General features: G+C 62.6%; 13 protein-coding genes and 1 pseudogene. 6 read left to right on the top strand and 8 right to left on the bottom strand.

The window, feature by feature from the left end:
• Window positions 1-103 precede the first annotated feature (103 nt).
• Together LB545_RS15475 and LB545_RS15480 are read right to left on the bottom strand one after the other, a co-directional pair.
• The gene (locus LB545_RS15475; RefSeq protein WP_140500682.1) at window positions 104-1,435 is read right to left on the bottom strand and encodes an aspartate aminotransferase family protein; all 1,332 of its coding nucleotides are present in this window, start codon (window positions 1,433-1,435) and stop codon (window positions 104-106) included.
• Window positions 1,436-1,532: 97 nt separating this feature from the next.
• On the bottom strand, window positions 1,533-2,510 hold the full coding sequence (locus LB545_RS15480; RefSeq protein ID WP_140500683.1) for a LysR family transcriptional regulator: 978 nt from the start codon (window positions 2,508-2,510) through the stop codon (window positions 1,533-1,535).
• Window positions 2,511-2,629: 119 nt separating this feature from the next.
• Here LB545_RS15480 and LB545_RS15485 point away from each other — a divergent pair, with 119 nt between their 5' ends.
• From LB545_RS15485 to LB545_RS15495, 3 genes are read left to right on the top strand one after another with little or no spacing between them, the layout of a single operon-like run.
• Window positions 2,630-5,077 (top strand): FAD-dependent oxidoreductase, encoded by a 2,448-nt coding sequence (locus LB545_RS15485; RefSeq protein WP_140663441.1) that lies wholly within the window; start codon window positions 2,630-2,632, stop codon window positions 5,075-5,077.
• Window positions 5,074-7,539 (top strand): FAD-dependent oxidoreductase, encoded by a 2,466-nt coding sequence (locus tag LB545_RS15490; protein WP_140663439.1) that lies wholly within the window; start codon window positions 5,074-5,076, stop codon window positions 7,537-7,539. Before LB545_RS15485 ends, LB545_RS15490 begins: the two co-directional genes overlap by 4 nt.
• Before the next feature lie 14 nt (window positions 7,540-7,553).
• Window positions 7,554-9,110, top strand: a complete 1,557-nt coding sequence (locus LB545_RS15495; RefSeq protein ID WP_224618847.1) for a trimethylamine methyltransferase family protein — start codon at window positions 7,554-7,556, stop codon at window positions 9,108-9,110.
• 80 nt (window positions 9,111-9,190) lie between these two features.
• On the opposite strand, the gene LB545_RS31025 is transcribed toward LB545_RS15495, so the two are convergent.
• From LB545_RS31025 to LB545_RS15520, 5 genes are all read right to left on the bottom strand, one after another.
• Window positions 9,191-10,705, bottom strand: coding sequence for an ABC transporter permease (locus LB545_RS31025; protein WP_140663437.1), 1,515 nt, complete (start codon window positions 10,703-10,705; stop codon window positions 9,191-9,193).
• Complete coding sequence (locus LB545_RS15505) at window positions 10,692-11,822, bottom strand: quaternary amine ABC transporter ATP-binding protein (protein WP_411971083.1); 1,131 nt, start codon at window positions 11,820-11,822, stop codon at window positions 10,692-10,694. Before LB545_RS15505 ends, LB545_RS31025 begins: the two co-directional genes overlap by 14 nt.
• An 86-nt stretch (window positions 11,823-11,908) precedes the next feature.
• A complete protein-coding gene (locus LB545_RS15510; RefSeq protein ID WP_140818982.1) occupies window positions 11,909-12,922 on the bottom strand; it encodes a glycine betaine ABC transporter substrate-binding protein in 1,014 nt (337 codons plus the stop codon).
• A gap of 120 nt (window positions 12,923-13,042) precedes the next feature.
• On the bottom strand, window positions 13,043-13,396 hold the full coding sequence (locus tag LB545_RS15515; RefSeq protein WP_140500687.1) for a Rieske (2Fe-2S) protein: 354 nt from the start codon (window positions 13,394-13,396) through the stop codon (window positions 13,043-13,045).
• 9 nt (window positions 13,397-13,405) lie between these two features.
• Window positions 13,406-14,488 (bottom strand): amidohydrolase family protein, encoded by a 1,083-nt coding sequence (locus LB545_RS15520; RefSeq protein WP_140558747.1) that lies wholly within the window; start codon window positions 14,486-14,488, stop codon window positions 13,406-13,408.
• A 124-nt stretch (window positions 14,489-14,612) separates the two neighbouring features.
• Here LB545_RS15520 and LB545_RS15525 point away from each other — a divergent pair, with 124 nt between their 5' ends.
• The 3 genes and pseudogenes from LB545_RS15525 to LB545_RS15535 form a co-directional block, all read left to right on the top strand.
• Entirely contained in the window at window positions 14,613-15,470 is an 858-nt protein-coding gene (locus tag LB545_RS15525) for a LysR family transcriptional regulator (protein ID WP_140649345.1), read from the top strand.
• Window positions 15,471-15,559: 89 nt separating this feature from the next.
• A complete protein-coding gene (locus LB545_RS15530) occupies window positions 15,560-16,615 on the top strand; it encodes a hybrid-cluster NAD(P)-dependent oxidoreductase (RefSeq protein WP_181167341.1) in 1,056 nt (351 codons plus the stop codon).
• 99 nt (window positions 16,616-16,714) lie between these two features.
• Window positions 16,715-16,991: pseudogene (locus tag LB545_RS15535) on the top strand (zinc-binding dehydrogenase); the annotation flags it as partial.
• A gap of 44 nt (window positions 16,992-17,035) precedes the next feature.
• Here the strand turns inward: LB545_RS15535 and LB545_RS15540 are convergent.
• On the bottom strand, window positions 17,036-18,794 hold a 1,759-nt coding region (locus tag LB545_RS15540; RefSeq protein WP_224705392.1), incomplete at its 5' end, for a hydantoinase/oxoprolinase family protein.

The raw sequence follows: 18,794 nt of genomic DNA on the forward strand, positions 1-18,794 counted from the left end.
CACGTCGACAGAGCCGGTTTGGGCGGGCCCGGTCCTTTCCGAATGATTCTCTCTGCTGCTCAGCCGCCGCCAAAGGTTTGTGCCCCTCCGAGCACAGGAACCGTTATTGACCGCTGAATGCCGCAAAGCTTTTTTCGAAGCGGTCGACGACATCCTCGATATCGGACATTGCCAAGCAAAGCGGCGGACACATGCGGATGACATTGCGGTACGGTCCCGAGCGGCTGGCGACGAGCCCGTTGCGGCGCGTTTCCTCGAAAATGGCGAGCGTCTCCTCCGGCGCCGGCTCTTTCGTCGCGCCGTCCTTGACGAGTTCGATCGCAAGCATAAGCCCACGGCCCCTGATATCGCCGATGATTGGAAAGCGCTCCTTCATGTCGTTAAGGCGACCCTTGAGCACCGCGCCAACATCCCGGGCGTTCTCCTGGAGTCGTTCCTCTTTTATGACCTTTAGCACGGCTCGGCCGGCCGCGCATGCCACCGGATTGGCGCCATAGGTGTGGAACAGAAATTTATCGGCCATGGATTCAGCGACATCTCGCTTGGCGATGACCGCGCCGAGCGGGATGCCGTTGCCCACACCTTTGGCGATGACGACGATATCGGGCACAATGCCATGGGATTCAAACGCCCAGAAGGCATCGCCGGTTCGGGCGACACCGGATTGCACTTCATCAATGATACAGAGACCGCCGGCCGCGCGGACACGCTCGACAGCGCCGGCAATGTAGCCCGGCGGCATCGGCACGATGCCGCCATAGCCCTGCACCGGCTCGATAATCATGCCGGCCAGCCCGCCGCTGGTTGAACTCGCTATGGCGCGCTCGACCTCGTCGAGATAGGGCTGCAAGCCTTCGCCATGAATGCCGCGATACTGGTTGGGCTCGGCCACGAAAGTGACCCCGCCAAGCTGGGGCACGGGATGGCGAAAACCCGCTATCCCGGTCACCGACTGCGCGCCGAAAGTGGCGCCGTGATAGCTCGAGGCAAGCGCCAGCATGTCGATGTTGCCGGTATGCGAGCGCGCCATCAGCAGCGCAAGATCGATCGCTTCGGCCCCGCTGTTGGTGAAATGTACGACCCAATCGTGACCGGCCGGCATCGTTGCCACCAGTTCCTCCGCGTACTGAGCCGGAACCGGGTGGTAGAACATCGTCGTGCAATGCGTCAGTTCCGCCAGTTGCTCGGTGGCCGCCTTGACCACCTGCGGATGCGCGTGGCCGACCGAGATGCAAAGGTTCATGCCGAGCAGGTCGATGTATTTACGATCCTTCTCGTCCCAGACATACTGGCCCTTGCCGCGCTTGAGGATCAGCGGGTCCTTGTAAGGAACGAACTTGCGCTGCGTGGCCGAATAGAAGCGGTTCCGCCGATCGACGATGGCCTCGGTCGACCAGTCGATGTCCAGATTGGAATGGACGTGCGGAGCGTTCATGCCGTGTCTCCCGTGTTGCGAACTCCTGGATTGAAAACACGGAATGCGCGGCGCGCACACCGCCAAACCTCCTTATCAGGATAACTGATGGAGTTGATTAGTCATGCGACGAGGGGCGATCGACGGCATAGCAGTCGGCGGGAAGGCCAGGCAGGCGGGTGCTGATCGCGTTGGTCAGCACTTCCGCGGTACGCGTGGCGAAAGCCTCGGGGAGGTTTCCGAGCTCCCGCTCGCGCGCGACCAGAAGGATGTTGCGCGACAGCCCGGTGAACGGCAAGGGATGGACGTCAATCTCCATACCCTCCGCCAGCCCGTCGATGAGCAGGGTCGGCGTCAGGATCGCAAAGCCCATGCCGGCCGCGACCGGCGCCATCACCACGCTGGAGCGGTCACCTTCCATGGCACGCGGGATCTCGATGCGCAGGCGGCTCAGATGCTGGTCGACGCGCAGGCCAACCGGCGTCTCGCGCGAGAAGCGCACGAAGGCGAGCTTCTTGGAGAGCTTGACGATGTCACCGACATCGCCGGCAAAACCCTTTGGCGTCACCAGCAGGAATTTTTCGGTCATCACAGGATAACGTGTCAGTCCCTCGATCTCGAACAGCTCGCCGGAGGTGACGGCGAGGTCGGCGCGGCGGGCCCGCAGCAAGGCGACGTGGTCGGTCGCCAAACCCGCGAACAGGCTGAGCTCGGGAATGCCGAAACCCTTGCGGGCAAGGACCGAAAGCGCCGGCGCCAGCGTTGTCGCGATCGACGCCAGAAGCGCGATGCGCAACAGCGGCAGCGGTGCTGCATTGACGCGCCGCGCGTCGGTGCGCAGGCCCTCGACCTCGGCCAGTATGGCAACGGCGCGGCGATGCAGCGCGATGCCGGCTTTGGTGAGCTCGATCGGCCGCAAATTGCGATCGATCAGGCTGACGCCGAGCGCGCTTTCCAGGTTCTTCAGATGCTGCGAAGCGGCCGATTGCGTCATGCCCAGCATCTGTGCCGCCTGGGTGACGTGCCTGGTCTCGACGATGGCGACGAAAACCTCGATCGATCGGAAAAGGTTGAAATCGAAACTGCCGCTCTTCACCCGCAACTCCGCCCGTGAAGCATCATAAGTTTTCCTAATGTTGCGAAATTTGGGTTGAGCGCAAGTGGTTTAGCGGGAGAAGATCGCGCTGTTCCAATCCAGCGAAGGTATCCCACAAGGTGAATGGCAGCGCACGCATCGTGATCATTGGCGGCGGTGTCATTGGCCTCGGCATAGCCTATCACCTTGCCGAACTGGGCGTGAGCGATGTCGTCCTTCTGGAGCGCCACCAACTGACCAGCGGCACATCCTGGCACGCCGCCGGAATCGTCGGTCCGTTACGCGCCAGCCTCAACCTAACAAGGCTGGCGCAATATGCGACCGAGCTGTTTCCACGCCTCGAGGACCTGACGGGCCAGGCGTCCGGCTACCGCCGCACCGGCGGCCTGTGGCTGGCGCGACGTGCGGAGCGCATGGACGAACTGAAGCGCATCGCGCATATGGGTGATGTCTGCGGCTTGACGGTTGGGATCGTCGATCAGGCGGGCGTGGCCGAGCACGTGCGCGGCATCGTCACCGATGGCGTCGAGGGCGCGCTGTGGGTCGAGGAAGACGGCCAGGCCAATCCAGTTGATATCTGTGCGGCCTATGCAAAACGGGCCCGCGCCGCCGGTATCCGCATCCTCGAGGGGTTAGCCTGTTCGGGCATCGTGACCCGCAACGGCCGGGTCGCTGGCGTCAAGCTGGCCTCCGGCGCCACCATCGATTGCGAGACCGTCGTCAACTGTGCCGGCGCCTGGGCGCGCGATATCGGCGCGCTCGCCGGCGTTCCTGTGCCGCTGCAGGCCGTCGAGCACATGTATGTCGTGACGGAGCCGATCGCCGGCCTGCAGGATCCGTTTCCCATCCTGCGCGACCTCGACGAAGGCATCTACATCAAGGGTGATTCGGGCAAGCTGGTGCTGGGCGGCTTCGAGCCGAACGCCAAGCTCTTCGACGTTCGCGGACCGGTTGGCGACAGGCCATTCCTCGAACTGCCCGAGGATTGGGAGCAGTTCGAGCCTTTCATGTCGGCCGGGCTGAAACTCCTGCCGGCGCTGTCGCAGACCGGCATCAGGCACTTCATGAATGGCCCGGAGAGTTTTACCCCCGACACGCGGCCGCTGATAGGCGAGTCGCCCTATCTGCGCGGCTTCTATGTCGCCGCCGGCTTCAACTCGACAGGCATGATGTCGTCGGCCGGCGCCGGCAAGGCCATGGCCGAATGGATCGTCGACGGCGAGCCCAGCCTCGATCTGTGGGCGCTTGACATCGCCCGCTTCGACCGCGCCGCCGCGGCGCGCTCTTTCGTCGGCGCCAGGATGGAGGAAGCGGTTGCCGACCTCTTCCGCATGCATTGGCCTTACAAGCAGGCCGCCGCCGGGCGCGAGGTGCGGTGTTCCGCCTTTCACCGTACGTTCGCCGAAGCGGGTGCTGTGTTCGGCGCGCCGACCGGCTGGGAGCGACCGCTCTGGTTCGGCGGCACGGAGACGCGCGGCTATTCCGTCGGCGCTCAGAAATGGTGGAGCCCGGCCAAGGCCGAAGCCGAGCGAATGGCGCAAGGCGTTGGCCTGTTCGAGCTTTCGCCTTTCACCAAGATCGATGTGCGTGGACGCGACGCGATCCAGCTGATGCAAAGCCTGTGCGCGGGGGACGTCGACAGGCCCGAAGGCCGCGCCGTCTATACGCAGATGCTCAACGCACGCGGCGGCATCGAGGCCGATGTGACGGTCACGCGAGTCGACGAGCACGGCTTCCGGGTTATTTCAGGTGCCGCGACCAGACAGAAAGATTTTGCCTGGATCGCGCGCCATGCTGAGGATCTTGGTCTCAACGTCTCGGTCTTCGACGCCACGTCCGCGGAGGCCGTTCTCGGGGTCATGGGGCCGAATTCGCGGGCGCTGCTGCAGAGCCTGACTGACGTCGATCTTTCGGACGCAGCCTTCCCGTTCTCGACTTCGCGCCGCATCGACATCGGCACCGCGAATGTGCGGGCGACCCGAGTCAGCTTTGTCGGCGAGCTCGGCTTCGAGCTTTATGTGCCGGTCGAACACGCCGAGAGCCTGCTTGCCACGATCGTCTCAGCGGGCGGCGCCCATGGCCTGACCTTTTGTGGCCACTACGCGCTGGATGGCTGCCGGTTGGAAAAGGGCTATCGCCATTGGGGCCATGATATCGGGCCGAAGGACACGCCGCTGGAGGCGGGCCTGTCCTTCGCGGTGTTCTGGAAGAGGGATGATTTCATCGGCCGCGATGCCCTGCTGAAGCAGAAGGCCGATGGCCTGAAGCGCCGGCTCATGCATTTCGCCGTCGACGGCGACAATCCGCTTCTGCTGCATGACGAACCGATCTATCGCGACGGCAAACTTGCCGGGTTGACGACGTCAGGTGGCCTCGGCGTTCGCACGGGGCTCAGCCTTTGCCTGGGCTACGTTGCCTGTGATCCAGGCGAGACGAAAACGCAGCTGCTTGCCTGCGACTACCAGATCGCGGTGGCCGGTGCGCGCTACAGGCTGCGCCCACTCGACAAGCCACCCTATGACCCAACCGGATCGCGCATGCGCGTAAGCGCGGAGGAAAATTCATGAGACAACAGGCCCGCGTGGTCGTTATCGGCGGCGGCGCCATGGGCGTGTCGCTGCTCTATCACCTGGCCAAGCGCGGCTGGAGCGATGTCATGCTCGTCGAGAGGCAGGAGCTGACAGCAGGCTCGACCTGGCACGCCGCCGGGCTCTGCACGCATTTCGCCCACAATGCGACGATCATGGAGATGCGCGCGCATTCGGTGCGGCTCTATCGCGAAATCCTGACCGCCGAGACCGGGTTGCCGACAGGTTTCCACCCAAGCGGCGCATTGCGCATTACGCGCTCGCCGGAGCGCATGGACGAATTCCGCCATGTGCAGGGGCTTGGCCGGTTCGTCGGCCATGACTTCCACATTCTCAGTCCCGATGAGCTCAAGCAGATCTATCCGCTCTGCCATACCGACGGCATCATAGGCGCGATCTACGAGCCCAATGACGGTCATGTCGATCCGACGCTGGCGACCAACGCAATGGCCAGCGGCGCGCGCTCGCGCGGCGCCGAGATCGTGCGCCACAATCCGGTCCTGGCAATCGAGCGCAAGCCATCGGGCGAGTGGCTGGTCCGCACACAACAGGGTGACATTGTCGCGGAGCATGTGGTGAACGCGGCCGGCACATGGTGCCGCGAGATTGGCGCCATGATGGGGCTCGACCTGCCCGTGGTGCCGATGCTGCACCAATATGTCGTGACCGATACCGTCCCCGAGATTGCCGACCGGATCGCCGCCGGCGCCAAGGAACTGCCGATCATCCGCGATCCGGAAGAAAGCTGGTATCTGCGCCAGGAGCGCGACGGCTTTATCGTCGGTCCCTATGAAAAGTCGGCTCACCCCTGGGCGGTCGATGGCGTGCCACCAGAATTCGGCATGGACTTGCTGCCGCCCGACCTGGATCGGGTCGAGCACATCATCGCGCTGGCGATGGAGCGTGTCCCGGCACTCGCCAATGCCGGCATCAAGACGGTGGTCAACGGGCCGATCACCTTCACGCCGGATGCCAATCCGCTGGTCGGTCCGGCATTCGGCCTCGGCAATGCCTGGCTGCTCACCGGCTCAAGCATGGGCGTGATGGAAGGCGGCGGCGCCGGTCGCTTCCTCGCCGACTGGATCGTCGACGGATCACCGCCAATGGATGCGCTTGCCATCGACCCACGCCGCTTCGGCAATTATGCCGACCGCGACTATCGCATCGACAAGGCGGTGGAAGGGTTCGGCCTGCAATTCGGCATCCACTATCCCAACGAGGAACGCGAGGCCGGCCGCCCGCGCCGCACGACGCCGGCGCTCGAACTTCAGAGAAGCCAGGGGGCAGTGTTGGGCGCCGCCTATGGCTGGGAGCGGCCGAACTGGTTCGCTGCCAACGGCGCCGACCGTGACCCGCCACTGACCTTCCGCAAGCCCGGCTGGTTCGACGCGGTGCGCGGCGAGTGCCGTGACGTGCAGGCCAGCGTCGGCGCCATCGACCTTTCGGCCTTCTCCAAATTCGAGATCGGCGGACCAGGCGCCAGCGCCTTCATGGCTTCGCTCGGCGCCAACCGACCACCGGAACGTCACGGCCGCATCGGGCTCATTCACGCGCTGACGGCAAAGGGCGGCGTGGCGTCGGAATTTACCGTGACCCGACTCGGCGACGATGGGTTCTACCTGACCAGCGCAGCACTTGCGGAGCGACATGACGAAGGTCTGCTACGCTCGCGCGCCGCAGCCTTTCCAGGTGTGACGATCGACAACGTCACCGAAAGGCGCGGCGTGCTCGGCGTAATGGGACCGCGTGCTCGCGACCTGCTGCAAAAGATCTGTGAGGCCGATCTGTCGAACGCGGCATTCCCCTGGCTTTCGGCGCAGATCATCCGCGTGGCCGGCATCAAGACGGCAGCGCTCCGGGTCTCTTATGCCGGTGAGTTCGGTTGGGAACTGCACGTTCAGTTGGCGCAGTTCGGCAAGCTCTACGAAGCGATCACCAAGGCCGGAGCGCAGTTCGATTTGCGTCCGTTCGGCATCTACGCGCTCAACGCAATGCGGCTGGAAAAGGGCTACCGCGCCTGGGGCGCCGACCTGACCACGGAGCGCACGCCGCTGGAGGCCGGACTGGGTGCCTTGGTCAAGACTGACAACCGGATGTTCGTCGGTCGTGAGGCGATGCTGGAGCGGGTCGGCGAAAACGCCTGGTCCATGCTGCTGCTCGAAATCGACGACGACGGCGAGCGACTGCCGTTTTACGCCCATGCCGTGATGCAGGCGGGGCGCCCGGTCGGGATCGTTTCCTCCGGCAGCCACGGCTTCCGCACCGGCAAGACCGTTGCGCTCGCCTATCTGCGACCCGGTGTTGCGGCGGAAGGCCTGACCGTCTCGATCCTCGGCAGGGAACTGACGGCGCGGGAGCTGAAGAAAGCGCCTTACGATCCGGACAATCTGCGGCTGCGCGGCCTTCAGGCCGATGCGCCGGCCGCCTTCATGCCTGCCTGATCACGGAGACGAAAATGGACAAGGACGCGATGATCGACGCTCCAGCGCCACGAAGCGGGGGCCGAGCGGGAAGGCAAGGCCAGCGCCTGGCCCAGCAGGCGCCGCGGCGTCCCTACATCAGCCGGCGGATCGGCACGTTCAATATCCTCGACGAAGAAGGCCTGAGCCTGATCGAGGCGAACGCCGACCGGCTGCTCAAGGAGGTCGGCATGGAGTTCCATGACGATCCCGAGATCCTCGACATCTTTCGCGATGCGGGCGCCGACGTGCAGGGCACCAGAGTCCGCTTCGAGCCCGGCATGTGCCGCAAGATCGTCCGCGCCACCGCGCCTTCGCAATTCAAGCAGCACGCCCGCAACCCGGCCAACACGGTGGTGATCGGCGGCGACAACACCGTGCTGTGTCCGTCGTGGGGGCCGCCCTTCGTCCACGATCTCGATCGCGGACGGCGCTACGCCACGATCGCGGACTTCCGCGATCTGGTGAAGATCCATCAGATGATCCCGCATCTGCATCATTCGGGCGGCGTCGTTTGCGAGCCTGTCGACCTGCCGGCCAACAAGCGTCATCTCGACATGCTCTACACCCACATCCGCCATTCGGACCGTGCCTTCATGGGCGCGTTCATCGGTTCGAGGCGAGCACAGGACGCGGTTGACATGGCCAAGATCGTCTTCGGCGAGGAGTTCGTCGCCAACAACGCTGTGCTCTACAACGTCTCCAACACCAATGCGCCGCTGGTGCTCGACGCCAACATGTCGGGTTCGCTGAAGGTCTGCGCCCGCAACAATCAGCCGGTCGCCTGCACGCCATGGACGCTGGCCGGCGCGATGAGCCCGTGCACGGTCGCCGGCACGCTGGCGCAGGTGCTGGCCGAGGCGCTCGCCTGTCTCAGCCTCGTACAGCTGATCAACCCCGGCGCGCCCTGCCTGATGGGAAGCTTTGCCAGCACGATCTCGATGCAGAGTGGAGCGCCGACCTTCGGGACGCCGGAAGCGGGCAAGATGGTGCTCGCCTGCGGGCAGTTGGCGCGTCGCGTCGGCGTTCCGTTCCACACCGTCGGTTCGCTGTCGGCCTCAAAGCTTCCCGACGCACAGGCCGAGCAGGAAGCGACATGGGGCATATTGATGTCGATGTTTGCCGGCGCCAACGTGATCAACCACGCCACCGGCTGGCTCGAGGGCGGACTGGTCACCGGTTTCGAAAAGACGGTCATCGACGCCGATCTCTGCGGCAAGGTCGCCAGCCTGTTCGAAGGCATCGATCTGTCGCTCAATGCGCAGGCGATGGAGGCGATCGAAGCGGTCGGGCCGGGATCGCATTTCCTGGGCAGTGCGCATACGCAGTCCAATTTCCTCTCGGCCTTCTATCGCTCCACCAGCAGCGACAACAATTCCTTCGAGCAATGGAACGAGGACGGCCGGCTCGACGCCGCGCAACGCGCCAACCGGCAATGGAAGAGGCTGCTCGACGACTACCAGGATCCGGGGCTCGATCCGGCGATCGACGAAGCGCTCCAGGCCTTCATCGCCAACCGCAAGGCCAGCGAGCCGGACCAGGCTTATTTCTAGAGCCGGTACCGCATCTTTGATGGCCCGTTCGTGGAATGTTGACCGGCCGAGCTCCACGAGAAGATCGTTCCCAAACGGCTTTATCTGGTTCGTCCTTGCACGATACGGTCGATGATCATGGCGCAGAGAAGTATGGCGAAGCCCGCGAGCAGTCCCTGCCCGACAGCTGCGTATTGAAGCGCATTGAGGACATCTTCTCCCAACCCTTTGGCGCCGATCAGGGAAGCGATGACCACCATTGAAAGGCACATCAAAATGGTCTGGTTTATGCCGGCCATGATGGAAGGCATCGCTAGCGGGAGATCGACCCGGGTCAGGAGAAACCATCTTGTTGCACCATAGGCTTGCGCGGCCTCTCTAATGGCCGGCGGGACACCCTGCAAACCGAGCGCAGTCAGGCGCACCACTGGCGGAGTACCGAAAATCAGCGTGGCGATGACGCCGGGCGGCTTGCCGATGCCGAACAATGCGATCACCGGGATCAAATAGACAAATGCCGGCATGGTCTGCATGAAGTCGAGCACCGGCCGCACGGCGGCATAGACGCGCGGTCGGCGTCCGCACCATATCCCAAGCGGAACTCCTATCGCGAGGCAGATAATGGCCGATGTGCCCAACAGGGCGACTGTTTCCAGGCTCTTTTCCCAAAAGCCAAGCACGGCAAGATAGGCGAGCGCAGCCACGGTGAAGATGGCGACGCGCGGCCCCGCCAGTTGCCAGGCCAGGGCTAGAATGATCGCCATTGTCACTGGCCAGGGCATGCCCGTCAGTCCATAGGCCAAGGCATCGAGCACCAACGATATTGCGCCTGTGATGCCGCCGAAAAAGCCCTCCCCGAGATGCGACACCGCTCCCATCAGGCTGTCCAGACCCGATGACAACGCGGCCTGCCACTCGCGATTCGAGGGCGCGGCAATCAGCCAGACGGCTGGTGTCGGCGCGGCGAAGCGATAGACCGAAAGCCCATAGGCTGCGATGCAGAAGGCAAGGGCGCATAGCGCCAGCGGATGATTGAGCCCGCGCTGAAGCGTCGGATTCGAACGCCAGCGCGCGAAGCGCCGCTCCAGCATCCGGTTGGCGAGGAAACCGGCGATCAGCCTGGCGAAGAGCAAAGTGACAATACCGGACCCAATTACAACCGGCGCCTTCGCCTTTGCGGCGTCGGCCCGCATTCTGGCCGTGTTGGCAGCTTTCTCCAGAGCGGCCGCTGATGATCTCAGGCCAGCTGCATTGTCCGCCCCCGCTGCCTCGGCGGCTTTTGCCTGTTCCGCGCGCGCCTGTGCCTGCTTGGTCACGCGTTCGGCTCGTGCTTGCTCTGCGGCGCCGAGGTTACCAGCCGCGCCGACGCCGATCTGAACCACCGCAAGCGTCTCCAGGAAGAAGATGAGCCAGAACAGAAGTGTGATGCCTCGGGCAGCGGCCCAGACCGGCCCAAGCAGTGCGGCCGCCAGGTTGAACGGCCAGACGGCACCGGACGCCCGCCGGATGCGGGCGAACACATCGATATAGTAATCGGGGTTGCGGAGGACGAATTCCCGAACGAGTCCTTCCTCTGCCGGTTGCGATTGCACAGCGACAGGATCATGGGCGTTCACGGGTTTCGCCCTTTCGCAGACCGTGGAGCAGGATCTGCCTGTCGACGATGCCGACGACAGACCCACCGGGATCTGTCACAGCAAGCGGTGCGGCATCCCGTGCCGCGAGTTCGACGAGTTCGGCCAGGGATTCTCGAGAATCCACCCTGTGCAACCGCTCGACGTCCAATTCCGGATGAGACCGGCTCTTGAAACTCTCGACCGACTCCATGATGCGCCCGGCGGTGATCACGTTCAGGCGCGAGATGTCGGCGACGAATTTCGCGACATAGTCGTGCTTCGGAGATGTGACGATCTCCTCGGGCGTGTCGGTCTGGACGATGACGCCATCTTTCATGATCGCGATGCGATCGCCGATCCGGATCGCCTCGTCGAGGTCATGGGTGATGAAGATCACTGTCTTTCCCATCGAGCGTGAGAGGGCCAGGAACTCGTCTTGAAGTTGCCGCCTTATCAAGGGATCGAGCGCGCTGAATGGCTCGTCCATGAGCAGGATCGCTGGATCGGCAGCCAAAGCGCGGGCGAGGCCGACGCGCTGCTGCATCCCGCCTGAGAGCTCATGGCAGTAGCGATCCCCCCAGCCCGACAGGTTCACCTTGGCAAGTGCCGTCTCGGCGGCGTCAAATCTCCGCTGCTTGGTCGCGGCTTGGATCTCCAGCGGGAGCGCGACGTTGTCGCGTACGGTGCGATGCGGAAGCAGACCGAAGCTCTGGAACACCATGGCGATCCTGCGAGACCGCAATGCCCTCAACTCAGCGGGCGACTTGGCCATGACGTTTTCACCGTCGACGAAAATCTCGCCGGCGGACGGCTCGAGTAGGCGGTTTATATGGCGGATCAATGTCGATTTGCCACTGCCCGACAGGCCCATGACGCAGAAGATTTCACCCGGCCGAACCGAAATGTTGACGTTGGCGACGCCCACGACACATCCGAAGCGCCTGGCCACTTCGTCCTTGTCCAGGCGGTCGCGCAAAATCGCCATCATCGCCACTGGCGCGCGGGCGCCAAAGATTTTCCAGACGCCCTTCAAAATGATGGCGGCACCGTGGCTTGCCGCGTCTCCGCGGTCCGCCAGGCCGGGTCCTCCCGGCGCAATGATCGGTGCGGTGTCCACCGGCTACCGCTCCCGTCCGATCACGGATTTGAGCGGCCGGGCAACAGTGCAGGCCGGTTCAGAGCCTGCAATGCCGGCCCTGGCCTTCAATGACCGAACCACTTCGCCACGTCGTCGGGGTGGGCTTTGATCCATTCCTTCGCCACATCGCCTGCCGGCTTCTTGTCGACGATGATTGCATAGGCCCATTTGCTGATGTCGTCCGGATTGAAAGTAATCCGATCCAAAGCGGCGGTCAGTTCCGGTTGCCGCTGGGCCAGCGAACCAGCATAGGCGATGTGCACGGTGGTGTCAGCATATGCCGACGACACTTTCGATTTTTCGAACCATTGAGGATCCTCGCTCGGCTGCAGCATCATGAACTTGGCTGGGTCGTGTTTCGGTTCGGTGAGAAAGGCAAGCTTGTAGCGGGCGAAATTCTGGTGTGGGCCGTAGCAGTAGCCGACCCATGGCTTGTCTGCCTTCGCGGCCCGGTCGAGCGATGCCGCGGCCACCGCTTCGTCGGTCACCTGGAGATCGAAGAAATCGGCGAATCCATAGTCGCGGGCCCGCACCTTTTCGATGTTTGTCGACTGCCAGCCTGACGCGCCGATCCAGATTTCCCCCTTGCCGTCGCCATTGGTATCGAAGATCTTGGCGTTGTCCGGATTGGTGAGATCCGCGACATCCTTGATGCCATATTTGTCGATCGTGACCTGGGTGACGCAGTAGCCTTGCTTGGCTTCGTAGCCGTTCTGCGCGAGTTTCACCGTGCCGGCGCTTTTGACATATTTGTCTACCAGGCCCTGCTGGTTCGGCAGCCAGACATCTGGCCAGATGTCGACCTCCCCTTTGTTGCGATCCATGGCTTCCCAAATGACTGGGACTGCGGTGGTGGTGACGGTGGAAACGTCGAGCCCAAGCTCCTGTTCGGCCGCGTTCTTGATGACGTTCATGACCGCCGTTGCGGTAGCATAGTTTGGATCCGGCATAGTCACGTCTGCACCGAACGCCGACGATACCGGCGCCAACAATAGAACGCCCAGAGATGGTGCAAGAAGTCGGTTTTTCATATCGTTCCCCAGTTGAGTTGCGCTGGTTTTTCTCAGCTTATTGGTCAAGTTAGCGAAACGTGCAGGCAATCCATCCCAAATTGTGCCGCATTAGCAAAAACGATGAAGCGCATAAGGCGGTCGTTGAGATTCCGATACCCGCTCTGTAGGCAGAGGGTGTCTCCATGCTCAGGCCGTCACGTATATGCTCCCTGCCTCGACGGAGACTGGGAACGTCCTCGCGCGAACGGACGGGTTGACCAATGCTGCGCCCGACCTGATGTCGAATTCCCACCCGTGCCAGGCACAGCGAACGATTTCATTCTCACGGTGATAGATGAATTCGGCTCGCTCGACGGGAGCAGTCGTTCCGCATTGCGGTCCCTCACAAAGGGGGGCCCCTCGATGCGGGCATACATTCAGCAGCGCATGGAAACTATCGCCGATCCGGAACACGCCGATCGACAGGCTGCGCACCTTGGCGATGAACGGCGTTCCGACCTGGATCTCGTCGGCGCGACAAATATACGTCTTCTCAGCCATGTCAGGTCGTCACGCTGCAGCAGCGGCTTGCGGGCGGGGAATGCGCTTGTAAACGTCCAGCGCATTCTGGCCGAGCACCTTGCGGCGCCATTCCGGCGGGATGTGCAAAGTGTTGACGTCATCGTAGTCCCAATGGGGGTAGTCGGACGCAAACAGCAGCGTGTGCTCCCCGTCCATGGCCTCCAGGATCGCCCAGAGGTGGTTGACATTCGAAGGCTGCTCCAGCGGTTGGGTGGAGAAACGTATGTTACGCCGGCAATATTCCGACGGCAGCATTTTCAGCCATGGCGTCTCTTTTCGCAGTGCTTTGTAGTCGGCATCCAGGCGCCACAGGACCGACGGGACCCAGGCGACGCCGCACTCGATGATCACGAAGTAGAGGTCCGGCCATTTCTCAAAAACGCCATGGGCAATCATGCTTGCCACATGCGACATGGCCGACATGTGCAGGATCGCATGGGTTTCCCAGAAGAAAGTGGTGGGCGCTGGCGCGACAGCGTTCCAGTTGATGCCGCCATGTCCACCAAGATGTATGGCGAACGGCAAACCGACCTCGGCACAGGCCTCGAAGATCGGGTGATAGAACGGGTCGCCATACGGCCGCACAGAGCCTTGGGAGGCCAGAACTTGCGCCATCCGGGGATGCGCGCCGAGGCGCCGGATCTCCGCCGCCGCAAGGCGCGGGTCTTGCGGTGCGATGATGATGGAGCCCATGAAGCGGCTGTCTTTCGGCAGCCATTCATTGATCTGGTAGTCGTTGTAGGCGCTTACCAGCGCGCTAGCGTAATAGGGATTTGCCAGTGTCGACGCTTCGATGGGCTCGTCGCCAGTTAGGATTGCCACTCCGACATTGTATTTATCGAGGTGCTTCTCCTTCATGATCAGGTAGTTGTCCGCCTCCACCTTCGGTCGCACATCCTTGCGGGAGAAATCCTGCGGATGAAACCAGGGGCGATGGCCGTGCGGAAAAGCGCCGACCGGGCCGGTCTTCTCGCCCTCGATGAACATGTCTTTCCAGACACCGGACAGGTAGGGCTCCAGCACCGTCGCGTTGGACCAATAGTTGTGGCAATCGCAATCGACTATGAACACTTTTCCCTCTCCCTTTGATGCGGCCGTCACAGACCGTGGCTTCTGCACCGAACTTCCGCTTTGATAGTGCTCGGATCAAGCGTATGAACAGCTAGATACGATCGCAAAAATCGATGGCTCGCCTATGCAGTTGGAACAAATAGAGACGTTTCTCGACATCATTGAATCGCGAAACTTCAACCGGTCGGCGGAGCGCCTCGGACTGACGCAATCGACGGTCAGCACCCGTGTCAAGAACCTGGAGGCCGCCGTGGGATCCGAGCTCTTCCATCGCGGCCGCGCCGGTGCCGAGCCGACCGCGGCAGGGCGGCGGTTTGAGGTTTACGCGCGGTCAATGCTGTCGACCTGGTCCCAGGCCCGTCACGACGTGCGCGCCTTTAACAGATTCGAAGGCAGCCTTCGGGTCGCTGCCCAGGTTGGAATGACCCGCTCGATCCTGCCGGGTTGGTTGGAAATGCTGCTGCAAGTCTTGCCGCGGTCCTCGATCCATGTCGAATCCGACTACTCGCCGCAGATGATATCTGATCTGAGCCTGGGAAACCTCGATATTGCTGTTATTTATGCTCCACGCTACCTGCCCGAGATCACATATGACCAACTGATGGTCGAGGAATATACAATGGTCTCGACCAAGGCACGCCGGCTTAGCGATGTAAGCCCGGACAATTACATCCGGCCGGGTTACACCGTTGCGCTCGAGAAGGCTCATGCCGAGGCGTTGCCAAATCTGACTGCGTGCCGGCTTTCGATGGGCTCCGAAACGCTGGCCGACAATATGCTGAGACGCGCAGGCGGCACCTGCTACATGCGCGCCGACGATGCGCGTCGCTTCGCCGCCGAGCAACCCTCCCACATTGTGGAAGGTGCTCCAACTCTGCATCAGCCCGTCTACACCGCAATTCTCGCGCGACGCCGGCATGAGCCAATCATAAAGAAAGGCATTCGCGCGCTTCATCTTGCGGTCATGTCGCTGGAAGGTTGATCGATATTGTCGATCATAGATGCTTGAGGTTCCTCCTGTATCGAACGTAGGCCTGCTGGCATTCTTGGCCCCTTAATGGGAGCCAGATGATGAACGCCCTCGTTTCTTTCGCTCCCTCCTGCCGATCCGACCGCGTCAGCGGACGTCACACGCTGATCTGTCGCGGCATCGTTCAGGAGACGCACGACGTGAAGACCTTCGTCTTTTGTCCAAAGCGCGGACAGGCCGGCCAGTTCAAAGCCGGGCAGTTTATCACTCTGAACCTCGTGATCGACGGCGCTCCGGCCGTCCGGACTTACTCGATCTCTTCGCCGCCAACCCGGGTGGGAGACGTCAGGATAACCGTCAAGCGCGTCCCCGGCGGCCTCGCTTCCAATTGGCTGCATGACAATCTCGAACAGGGAAGCGAAATAGAGATCGACGGCCCGTCCGGCAGCTTCAACTGGGATGACCTGCGGAGCGACCGGCCGCTTTTCCTCTCCGGCGGCAGCGGCATAACACCGGTGATGTCGATGCTGCGCACGCTCGCCGACAGTGGCTCCGACAAGGATGTCTGCTTCATTCATAGCGCACGCTCGCCGAAGGACATCATCTTCGGTGACGAGCTTGACAACCTGGCACGGGACCATCGCAATTTTCACGTCCATGTCGTCTGCGCCGAAGCTGTGCATAATTGGGCCGGTCCAACTGGATTGGTTGGTGAGTCCATGTTGCTGAAGTTTGCTCCCGACATTAGGGAGCGCACCGTTTATGCCTGTGGGCCCGAGCCTTACATGAACGCAGTCCGGAACGCCCTCAACAGCATCGGCTTGGATCCTGGTCGGTATCATGAGGAGAGCTTTGGCGGCCTGCTGAAGCCTGCACCGGTGTTGCAAACAGCCCAGGCCGCTTCCGTGCGTTTTGCTCGCACAGGTGTCACCCACCAATGCCGTTCGACACAGACCCTGCTCGAAATCGCTCGGAGCGTTGGTCTGTACCTGCCAAGCGCTTGCCAGCAAGGGATTTGTGGGACCTGTCGTGTGCTGAAGGTCAGCGGCGACGTGGAAATGGCTGATTTCGGCGGACTCAGCGCACAGGAGAAGGACGCCGGATATGTGCTCGCCTGCTGCACACATCCCATGGGAGCGGTGTCGATAGACTTGTAACTGCAGGCGCACACCGCGGCCGTGCAAATCACAAAGCAATTCAATACCGATATTGTCGTGGAAGGCACCGAACCGATGACCAATTCGCGTGAGAGATAAGACATAGGCAGCATCGATCTGGTGTTCGACGTCATCGGTGGCGACATCCAGAAGCGGTCTGCAGCCCTGATCCGGGGCGAGGTATGCTGGTGACCGTCGTCGGACCAGCCGAGGCGCAGCCCGCGGATGGGTTGGCGGTCGATTTCGTCGTCGAGTCCGGTCGTGGCCAGTTGAGCGAGATCGTCCAGCAGGTGCGGAACGGACGGCTGCGGACGAACATTGGCAAGGTCGCGATCTCGACGAGGCGATCGCCGCCTCAGGAAAAAATACTGTCAGAGCATTGTCACCCGACAACGCTTCACTCACAACAACGCGTGCATGTCACGACGCGATTCGCGGCCGCCCGGTGGCTGTCGCGACGACGATGGCTTCCACGAAACTGCGCTCGCCTTCGATTGTAGCAACTCTTATGTCGCGTGCGATCTCGATCCGAGCCTGATCGGCCCCGGCGCGCTCGGCAAGACCTGCCGCCAAGACTCGAATGTGGGCTTCGGCTGCGGCCATCGCCTCGTCCTCGGTGTCATAGTCGTCCAGCCGCTCGCCGGAATTGAGACGGAAAAGCCCGATCTCCGGTTGGCTGACACGCGCTTCCGCTGACATTCGCACCTGCCCAACCACGGCGCCCAACGCATTTGCGATATCGGCGTGTTCGGCAATGCTGCATTCATTGCCGATCAATTGCGGCAGCCCGGCAAAGTGCAGCGAAGCCGACGCCCCGAGGCCGATCACCGGCCGGTCGAGCGCGATCGACAGCCGCGCCATGCCGCCTCGCCCGCCAACCGCCCGCTGAACCAGCGGGTTGGCAACGGAGACGCCGCCCTCCAGCCCGTCCTCGGCAAATACCGATTCAAGAATTACTTCGGCAGAACGCCGGGTGACGGCGGCAAGAACCATCTCGGAAAACGCTTCTGCGCCTTTGGCGACACGATGCCCCTGGCCGTCGCGCTTGCGTGAGAACAATTCGGCGCCCAGTCGAGCCGCGACAGGATCCCAGTTCCCTTGCCGGCCGAGCACATGGGCTGCATCGGATGGCGTGAAGCCGACGATATGCACCAGGCCACGTGCGACGAGGCGATTGAGCGTCGCGACCTGTGACGTCGATACGAGCAACCGGTCGAGCGCGGCGGGAATTGCCGAAATGTCAGGATAGAGCCGCGTCTCGGTAACCGTCAGGCCTGCGGCTAGACGTTCGGGCACACCTGTGCGCAATGCGAAGCGGCCGTCCAGCCGGCTGGTGTTGGGACTGAGCAATTGCCGCTTGAGACCTTGGTATATGGCATCGCCGTGTTTCACCGCAGCGAGCGCGAGCGGTACCAGCCGCCGGGGCCCGAGCACGATCGTCGAAGCCAACGACTGCTCATGAAGCGAAACTTCCGAATCCCCACCAAGGCCAAAGGTGCGCATGGCGACGGCTTCCACCATGGTTCGCATTCCGCCGACGGTGGCGCCTTCCGGATCGAGCCGCAGGCGGCCGCCGTCCAGAACTGCGATGTCGGTGGTGGTGCCGCCGATGTCGGACACCACCGCATCATCGATGCCGGTCATGTACCGCGCCCCCACCAGGCTTGCCGCTGGTCCTGACAGAATGGTCTCGATTGGCCGAGCGCGGGCGAATTCTGCGGTAATGAGCGCGCCGTCGCCGCGCACGACCATGAGCGGAGCGACGATCCCGCGTCTTGCCAGAAAGCTCTCGGTGGCGTCGACAAGGCGATCGATCATCGAGATCAACCGGGCGTTGAGAAGCGTGGTCAGCGCCCGACGCGGGCCGCCGAGTTTCGACGACAATTCATGCGAACAGGTCACCGGGAGCCCGGTGCGCTCGCGGATGACGTCACGTACCGCGATTTCGTGTTCGGGATTGCGAACGGCAAAATAGGAGGCCACGGCGACGCCTGAAACTGTGTCGGCGAGAAACGGCAGCGCAGCCACGAGAGCGTCGAGCACCAGCTCACGCGGATCTCCGTGGACGTCATGTCCGCCCGGGCAAAAGATCACGGGATCGGAGCCGAGGGCTTTTGACAATCCGTTCCGGGCAAGGTCGGCTTCAGTGAAGCCGATCATCACCAGCGCGACCCGCCCG

Source organism: Mesorhizobium sp. BR1-1-6, assembly GCF_020165355.1.
In the GTDB taxonomy this organism is placed as follows: domain Bacteria; phylum Pseudomonadota; class Alphaproteobacteria; order Rhizobiales; family Rhizobiaceae; genus Mesorhizobium.

Bases quoted from the DNA above. Each gene is read 5' to 3' on its own strand.
- LB545_RS15515 (WP_140500687.1), bottom strand. From the start codon at position 13,396: ATGGCTGAGAAGACGTATATTTGTCGCGCCGACGAGATCCAGGTCGGA.
- LB545_RS15495 (WP_224618847.1), top strand. From the start codon at position 7,554: ATGGACAAGGACGCGATGATCGACGCTCCAGCGCCACGAAGCGGGGGC.
- LB545_RS15475 (WP_140500682.1), bottom strand. From the start codon at position 1,435: ATGAACGCTCCGCACGTCCATTCCAATCTGGACATCGACTGGTCGACC.
- LB545_RS15530 (WP_181167341.1), top strand. From the start codon at position 15,560: ATGAACGCCCTCGTTTCTTTCGCTCCCTCCTGCCGATCCGACCGCGTC.
- LB545_RS15525 (WP_140649345.1), top strand. From the start codon at position 14,613: ATGCAGTTGGAACAAATAGAGACGTTTCTCGACATCATTGAATCGCGA.
- LB545_RS15490 (WP_140663439.1), top strand. From the start codon at position 5,074: ATGAGACAACAGGCCCGCGTGGTCGTTATCGGCGGCGGCGCCATGGGC.